Here is a 6,431-nt window from a genome sequence, read left to right on the forward strand (position 1 = left end):
TCTTAATCAGTGGGTTCGGGGTTCAAGTCCCTGATGGCGCACCACACATGAAAGGCACCCGGAACCCGGGTGCCTTTCGCTTTTCCCACTTCGTGCGGTGGCGCAGAGCCCCTCTTGATGAAAACCTGTAGGTGAGTCGCCTGCACAGGGAGGAATCATGTCATCAGAAACGTTCAGTCCATACACCGATCCTGAGTTCGAGCCTTTTGACGGCCGCGCCTCGCAACCGGTCGAACAGGGCGACCAGGACTATCCAGAGACGCTGGAGTCGCAGGATCCGCTCCACAAGAAGGATGACGAGTACCGTTCGCGCGATATGCACGAGGAAAGTGAGGACTTCCTAGGCGAGGGTGAGGAACAAGAAGGCCTCGACGCGGAGTAGCACATTCTCGATGGACAATGCACTGGGCCGACATGGCCTGTGACGATAATGTCCATGCAACAGAAGTGGCCGGACACCCGCGGGTGTCCGGCCACTTCTGTGAGATCGTGCGAACTACTTAGGGATGTCTCCTGCGGTGTTCTCGAGGTGCGAGCGCATGAACCACTGGAACAGTTCGAGTCCTGCGGTCTGCCCGATCAAGATGTCCTCGGTTATTGGGTCAATGTCCGAGACTTCGGCGATGGCCTCACGGTGGCTCGAGATCACACCGTTGTATACCTCGTTGAGGGCAGTCAGGTGTTGAGTCGTGGTGGCGCGGCCTAGCGAGTAATCCTCCCACGTTCGATCCTTCACGATGGCCCCAGGAAGACCATTTGGCGGAACACCCATGGTCGCCATGCGCTCGGCGAGCGCGTCAATGTATCCACGGACCTCGTTTATCTGCGGGTCGAGCATCTCGTGCACGCCGATGAAATCACGGCCAACCACGTTCCAGTGCGCGTGTTTGAGGGTGAGTTGGAGGTCGTTGAGGGCGTGAATCCGCATCTGAAGCGTCTTGGCGACCTTGTGCCCGTCTTTGAGCGTGAGTCCAGGAACGGTGTAGTTCGACTTACTGCTAGCCACAGCAAACTCCCTTGATTTTCGACGATTGTGCAGCGACTTATCGCTGGGTCCAGTTGGACCTCGTCCTATTTACGTTAGGCGCGTTTGGGTGTTCTCGCACCTGCAGGCACCCAAAAAGGGTGCCTGCAGGTGGTGGCGGGTGGATGCTATTCGAACCGTGTGGTGTCACCGGATCCGTGTCGGGTGACTTCAGGGCTGCCATCGGTGTAGTCGATCACCGAGGTGGGTTCGGGTTCCGTATCGCCGCCTTCTATCACTATGTCGAGTAGGTGGTCGAGCTCATCCTTGATGCGCCAGCCCTCGTTGAGCGGCTCCTCGTGTCCCGGGATGATGAGAGACGTGGACAGCAGGGGCTCGCCGAGTTCCTTAAGGATTGCCTGGACCACTGGGTGGTCGGGAATTCGGACGCCAACCGTCTTCTTCTTGGGGTGGGCGAGCCTGCGCGGAACCTCTTTGGTGGCCGGCAGGATGAAGGTGTACTTACCCGGCGTCGAGGCCTTGATTGCGCGAAACGCCGAGTTGTCGAGGACAACGAGCTGTCCGAGTTGAGCAAAATCCGAGCAGACGAGGGTGAAATGGTGCTTGTCGTCGAGCTGACGAATCGAGCGGATGCGTTCGGCGCCGTCGTGGTTACCAATCTGGGTTCCCAGCGCGTAGCCGGAGTCAGTGGGATACGCGATGACCGCGCCCTCTCTCAGTGCATCTACGATCTGGGAGATGAGGCGAGGCTGCGGGTCTGTTGGGTGTAAGTCGAAGAACTTTGCCATAAGTGGACTCTAGTTGCGAAAAGTGAAATGCGAAACAGATAGCGGTTCCGGTCGGCCCCTCACGGAATACGGACTATCCTTGATAGCGTGTCGAATCCTCGTGTAGCCCTAGTAATCAGTGAAGATCACCCCTCCTTCAACCAAGACAACGGTGCCTTGGTGGAGGCTCTCGCAAAGCTGAACGTCGAAGCTTCTGTTCATGTCTGGACTGATAAGTCCGTTGACTGGGCTGGCTTCGACCTCGTTGTCCTGCGCTCGACGTGGGATTACGGGTCACGCCGCGAAGAGTTCCTTGAGTGGGCCAAATCTGTACCTAAGCTTGAGAACCCTGCCTCGGTTCTTGTCTGGAACACAGACAAGGAATACCTGAAGACGATGGCAGAGAAGGGTATCCCCACCATTCGTACAGTGTGGCTGGACCCTGCTCGGCACTTCTCGTCGCAGGCAATCCACACGCGCCTCCCCGCGTTTGGTGACTTTGTTATTAAGCCGACCATCTCTGCGGGTTCGCAGGGTGTGGCTCGCTACCAAGAAGCTACCGCCACCGCTCGTACCCGTGCGATCAACCAGGTACGCGACATGCTGGCTGCCGGTAACCACGTCATGATCCAGCCTTACCTGACCAGCGTTGACCACGAGGGTGAAACCTCCGTGGTGTTCTTCAACGGCGAGTACTCGCACTCCTTCCTCAAGAGCGCGATGCTTTCCCGTGGCACCGCACCGTCTGAGATTTACGTGGAGGAATCGCTCAAGGACGGCGTCGCCGACGAGACGTTCCTTGACCTGGCACGCAAGTCCCTGAGCGCCGCACGCGAGATCCTTGGCATCGAGGACGAACTCCTGTACGCCCGTGTTGACATGCTTCCAGGTGAGGAAGGCCTACCAGTCCTCCTTGAGATCGAACTCGTTGAACCCCGTCTCTTTGTGCGCCGCCACCCTGGCGCAGTGGAGAACTACGCACGCGCGATCGCGGCACGCCTGAGTGCCTAGTTGTCCGTGAGCGCCTAGTCGCTTCCTGAGAACTACAACAGCGGCTCGGCTCTTCCCTAGGGGAGGAGCCGAGCCGCTATTTTCGTGTGCGCGTTCTAAGTGCGCTTTCGCCCCGAGAGCCACTACGCTGCGTCAGCGCGGATACGTTGTGAATGCGCGGCGCGCGGTCGAGTGGCCACTTGAGCGCGCGAGGGAGTCCGTGCTGACTCTTTATTCGCTTCGAGTGGTCAGCAACTCGATCATGGCCGTGATGTTGAACTGCTGTGCGATGGCTAGTGCACTGTGGGTTCCCGCCTGCGGGTCAGCGCCAGCGTCGAGGAGCGCGTTCAGGAGAAGCGCGTCGTTTCGGAAGACCGCGCACGAGACCGCTGTCTGGCCCATCGAGTTCACCGCATTGAGCGGTGAGCGAGCTTCGAGGAGATACTGGACCGTCTCATGCTGCTGGGCGTACGTCGCGATGATCAGCAGGGTGTCACCGCGGCCATTGACGATTCCTTCGGGCACTCCCGCCTTGATCATCTCGCGCAGTTGGGCGGTTTGGCCGGTGCGCGCGAGGTCAAATACGCCTTCTACAAATGCGTGCCGCTCGTCCTCGGGCAGGGAAGAAAGAAACTGTTCTGACATGCCTCTAAGCCTACTCTTGGGCACCCACCGCCGCGGATTCGGAGACTGGCACTCTCCTCCATTACAATCGATATGCCTCCGTAGCTCAGTTGGATAGAGCGAGGGCCTTCTAATCCCTAGGTCGCAGGTTCGAATCCTGTCGGGGGCGCGTATGCGCAGATCAGAGCGGGTTTCCAAGTGTGGAAGCCCGCTCTTTTGCTGCTGACCCACCGTTTACCCACCCTTTTCACCAGGGGGCTGCGGAGTTGAATCGCCAAGAATTTCCGGTTCAGTCGCGGCCACCGACTCCGGTTCTGCGCCCAGCTCAACTGGTTCCAGGTCCGCATACCGGCGCGAGAGCATTCGGTATTGGGGCGAAGCGAATGCAGCAAGCACGAAGAGCGTGCAGAGAGTCCCTGCGACCAGCAGGATGAGCGCGATACCGCGGTGCTCGCCAGTCCCGAGAATTGCTTTCCACGGACGTAGACCCTCTTCAGTACGAAGTAGCGGGATGATCCAGAGTTCAGCGATGGGTGCCACGATGAGCGCGGTCAGGGGAGCAGCCGCCGCCTCGAAAGTGTTCGCGAACCCAAACACTCGCCCTTGCTTTTCATAGGGGACCACCTTCTGGATGACGGTCTGCTCTGCAGCCTCAACGACAGGGATGAGCGCCATGAACAACCAGATGGCAACGATAAACAGCCAACCTAGTTCGCGGATCGTGCTCAGCGCTCCGACGACTCCGAGCACACCGGCCGTAAGTAGCATCGTCCGGACAGGATTAGTTCCCAGGCCGCGGGCGGCGACGACAACGCCTCCGAGGATGAATCCTGTGGACATGACGGCGAAAGCAATTCCCCAGCCCTCTACGCCGAACATTTCGATGCCGTAGGGATCCATGACCGTCATGGCAGCACCATGGAAAATATTATTGATGGTGGTGAACAGGACGAGCGCTAGGAGGCCTGGCACCGCTGTTACAGCAAACCAGCCACCTCGGACATCTACCCAACGCGCTATGTGCTCTGCGGCAACTATGCCGCGCTCGGGGATGCTCAGTGCGAGGAGGTGGATTAGAGTCAGCGCGAGCGCGCTAGTACCAATGATGAGGGTCCAACCCATCCCAAGAAATCCTATGGAGAGGCCACTGAACACGCTTGTGATGAGCATGCTGACTCCCTGCACCGTGCCCACCATGCCGTTTGCGTTCGCCCGCCGCTCGGCTGGGACAAGCAGAGTAACGGTGGTCGACAGCGCAATTGCGCGCAACTGCTCCACCACCGCGCCAGCTAGGAGAACCACTGTGAAAATCCAGAACCAGGGACCGCCCAGGTCGATGATGCGCTTCTCCCCGACAAGGAAGAACAGTCCCGCGTCCAGCACGAACACACACAGCGCGATCAGGGTAGCCCAAGCCATGACGGCCTTCTTGGGGAATCGATCAACCAATGTCCCAAAAAACATGGAGAAGAGCGAAACAAACAGCATGTAGGCCGCAGCGATTGTGCCCGTGGCAATGACGTTTCTGGTCTCGGCGTACGCCCAAAAGGTGAGTGCGAACCACATGAAACTGGTGGTGATATTTGCGACCGCTGTGTTCACGAGAACGTGCAGAAACGTGCGAAAGCCCCGCTCGGGAACGCCTTGTTGCTCGAGTTCATCGCCCATGTCGTCTGCCCCCTCAGTTGTGCGGCACGGGTGGGGAGAGGCAAAACGCATCAGCAACATAGCCGCGTGCTTCAACGTGACGCCATCTTTCAATGGAACGTCTTCACCCGCTCATGCGCATCTTGAGGAGGCAGACTGAGACACTGCACCGTGCGGCTCGGAGAACTGGGTAGGGTGGGATATGACGCTGAGATGTGCGAGCACAGACGTGCACTCCGGCGTGTGAACTGGTTCGATAGGCGGGAGTGAGTGACTGTGGGAATCTTTGGCGGCAAAAAGGGCTTTGACGTGAGCCCGTCCGGAAGCGCATCGAACCTTCCACCGCTCACACTCGACAGAGTGAAGAAAGTACTCGAAGGCGAGTCGTTCTCCTACCAGGTGGACTCAGATGGGGACGTCTTCGCACGCTGGGAGTCCGGTTGGTTTGTGTTCGAGGCCGTTGGAGAAAAGAAGGAAATCCTTACGATACGTGGCCAGTGGTATGCGCGTCCTCCTGCGATCGACATCGTTCGAGCTGTGGACGCGTGTAACGACTGGAACCGAGACAAGCTGTGGCCCAAGACGTATGCCCGTGTGGTTGACGATCAGATTCGCCTCTGCACGGAACACAATGTGGACTACGAGTTCGGTGTCTCCGACGAGCAACTCAAGCAGCACGTCATCTGCACAGTTCAAACCTCGATCTCGTTTTTCGAGTCGCTAGAATCCGATTTCCCGCATGCCTGGGATACGTACCGGGCATCGCAGGAGGACTAGGCAGGTGGCGACACCCACAGCCTGCTAGGTGGACCTTCTGCGAGCGGACTGGCTTGCTGGGAAGAGTCTGCTCAACTCTGTGACCTCAAACTTCGCGGCAATCTCAAGAACAATCCGCGCGCACGCTAGAGCATCGTCTTCTGCATTGTGGTGGTTGAACGACGCAACGCCGAGCGAGGCGGCAGCCACGGGCAACTTGTACGAGGGCAGCGTGAGAGTCCTGCGGGCCAGGCCGAGGGCGTCGTGGAAGGTTGCGGGTCGACGCGCGCCCTCTTCCATTTCCCAGGCCGCGTTCCACACGGACTTGTCAAAGGCGGAGTAGGCCACGAAGGGCATTCCCACGGCCAGCTCGCTCACCCGCTCCATAACGGGCGTCCAACCCGGCGCATCTTCACAGTGCTCAGCCGTGATCCCGTGGAGCCACGAGTTTGTGAACTCGAGGCCCGTGGGCGGGCGAATGTAGAAGTGGGAGGAGAAGTCGACTGCGCCATCATTCACCACGGCGATCCCAACAGAGCAAGCGCTCGCGCGTGCGGCGCTCGCAGTTTCGAAGTCGATCGCGGTGAAGGAGAGAGACATGGGGTCCGTTTCGGTGGGGCGCCCAGGATTCAACGCCACGGAAGTGCGGGAGTACACATGAA

The 6,431-nt window shown here is 59.0% G+C and carries 8 protein-coding genes and 1 tRNA gene; 4 read left to right on the forward strand and 5 right to left on the reverse strand.

Translation table 11 applies throughout. The annotated features are described in order from the left end of the window. Positions 1-157 precede the first annotated feature (157 nt). Positions 158-382, forward strand: coding sequence for a hypothetical protein (locus tag HGSM_RS09090; RefSeq protein ID WP_019148438.1), 225 nt, complete (start codon positions 158-160; stop codon positions 380-382). Positions 383-496: 114 nt separating this feature from the next. Here HGSM_RS09090 and HGSM_RS09095 read toward each other — a convergent pair whose 3' ends face one another. Both HGSM_RS09095 and HGSM_RS09100 read right to left on the reverse strand, forming a co-directional pair. Further along, the gene (locus HGSM_RS09095; RefSeq protein ID WP_019148439.1) at positions 497-1,006 is read right to left on the reverse strand and encodes a Dps family protein; all 510 of its coding nucleotides are present in this window, start codon (positions 1,004-1,006) and stop codon (positions 497-499) included. Positions 1,007-1,152: 146 nt separating this feature from the next. Continuing rightward, positions 1,153-1,773, reverse strand: a complete 621-nt coding sequence (locus tag HGSM_RS09100; protein WP_019148440.1) for an L-threonylcarbamoyladenylate synthase — start codon at positions 1,771-1,773, stop codon at positions 1,153-1,155. Positions 1,774-1,860: 87 nt separating this feature from the next. Here HGSM_RS09100 and HGSM_RS09105 point away from each other — a divergent pair, with 87 nt between their 5' ends. Then, positions 1,861-2,763, forward strand: coding sequence for an ATP-grasp domain-containing protein (locus HGSM_RS09105; protein WP_040594919.1), 903 nt, complete (start codon positions 1,861-1,863; stop codon positions 2,761-2,763). Positions 2,764-2,973: 210 nt separating this feature from the next. Here HGSM_RS09105 and HGSM_RS09110 read toward each other — a convergent pair whose 3' ends face one another. Then, positions 2,974-3,387, reverse strand: coding sequence for an ankyrin repeat domain-containing protein (locus tag HGSM_RS09110; RefSeq protein WP_019148442.1), 414 nt, complete (start codon positions 3,385-3,387; stop codon positions 2,974-2,976). A 74-nt stretch (positions 3,388-3,461) separates the two neighbouring features. Between HGSM_RS09110 and HGSM_RS09115 the strand changes: the two genes are divergently transcribed. After that, positions 3,462-3,535, forward strand: a tRNA-Arg gene (locus HGSM_RS09115). A gap of 65 nt (positions 3,536-3,600) precedes the next feature. Here HGSM_RS09115 and HGSM_RS09120 read toward each other — a convergent pair. After that, on the reverse strand, positions 3,601-5,094 hold the full coding sequence (locus tag HGSM_RS09120; RefSeq protein ID WP_019148443.1) for an MFS transporter: 1,494 nt from the start codon (positions 5,092-5,094) through the stop codon (positions 3,601-3,603). Positions 5,095-5,283: 189 nt separating this feature from the next. Between HGSM_RS09120 and HGSM_RS09125 the strand changes: the two genes are divergently transcribed. After that, positions 5,284-5,790: a YbjN domain-containing protein gene (locus tag HGSM_RS09125; protein WP_040594920.1), complete on the forward strand. Its 507-nt coding sequence runs from the start codon at positions 5,284-5,286 to the stop codon at positions 5,788-5,790. A 24-nt stretch (positions 5,791-5,814) separates the two neighbouring features. Here the strand turns inward: HGSM_RS09125 and HGSM_RS09130 are convergent. Next, positions 5,815-6,431 (reverse strand): exonuclease domain-containing protein (locus HGSM_RS09130; RefSeq protein WP_230197527.1); only part of this gene is annotated, 617 nt, incomplete at its 5' end.

The organism is Timonella senegalensis JC301, from assembly GCF_000312125.1.
Lineage (GTDB): Bacteria > Actinomycetota > Actinomycetes > Actinomycetales > Cellulomonadaceae > Timonella > Timonella senegalensis.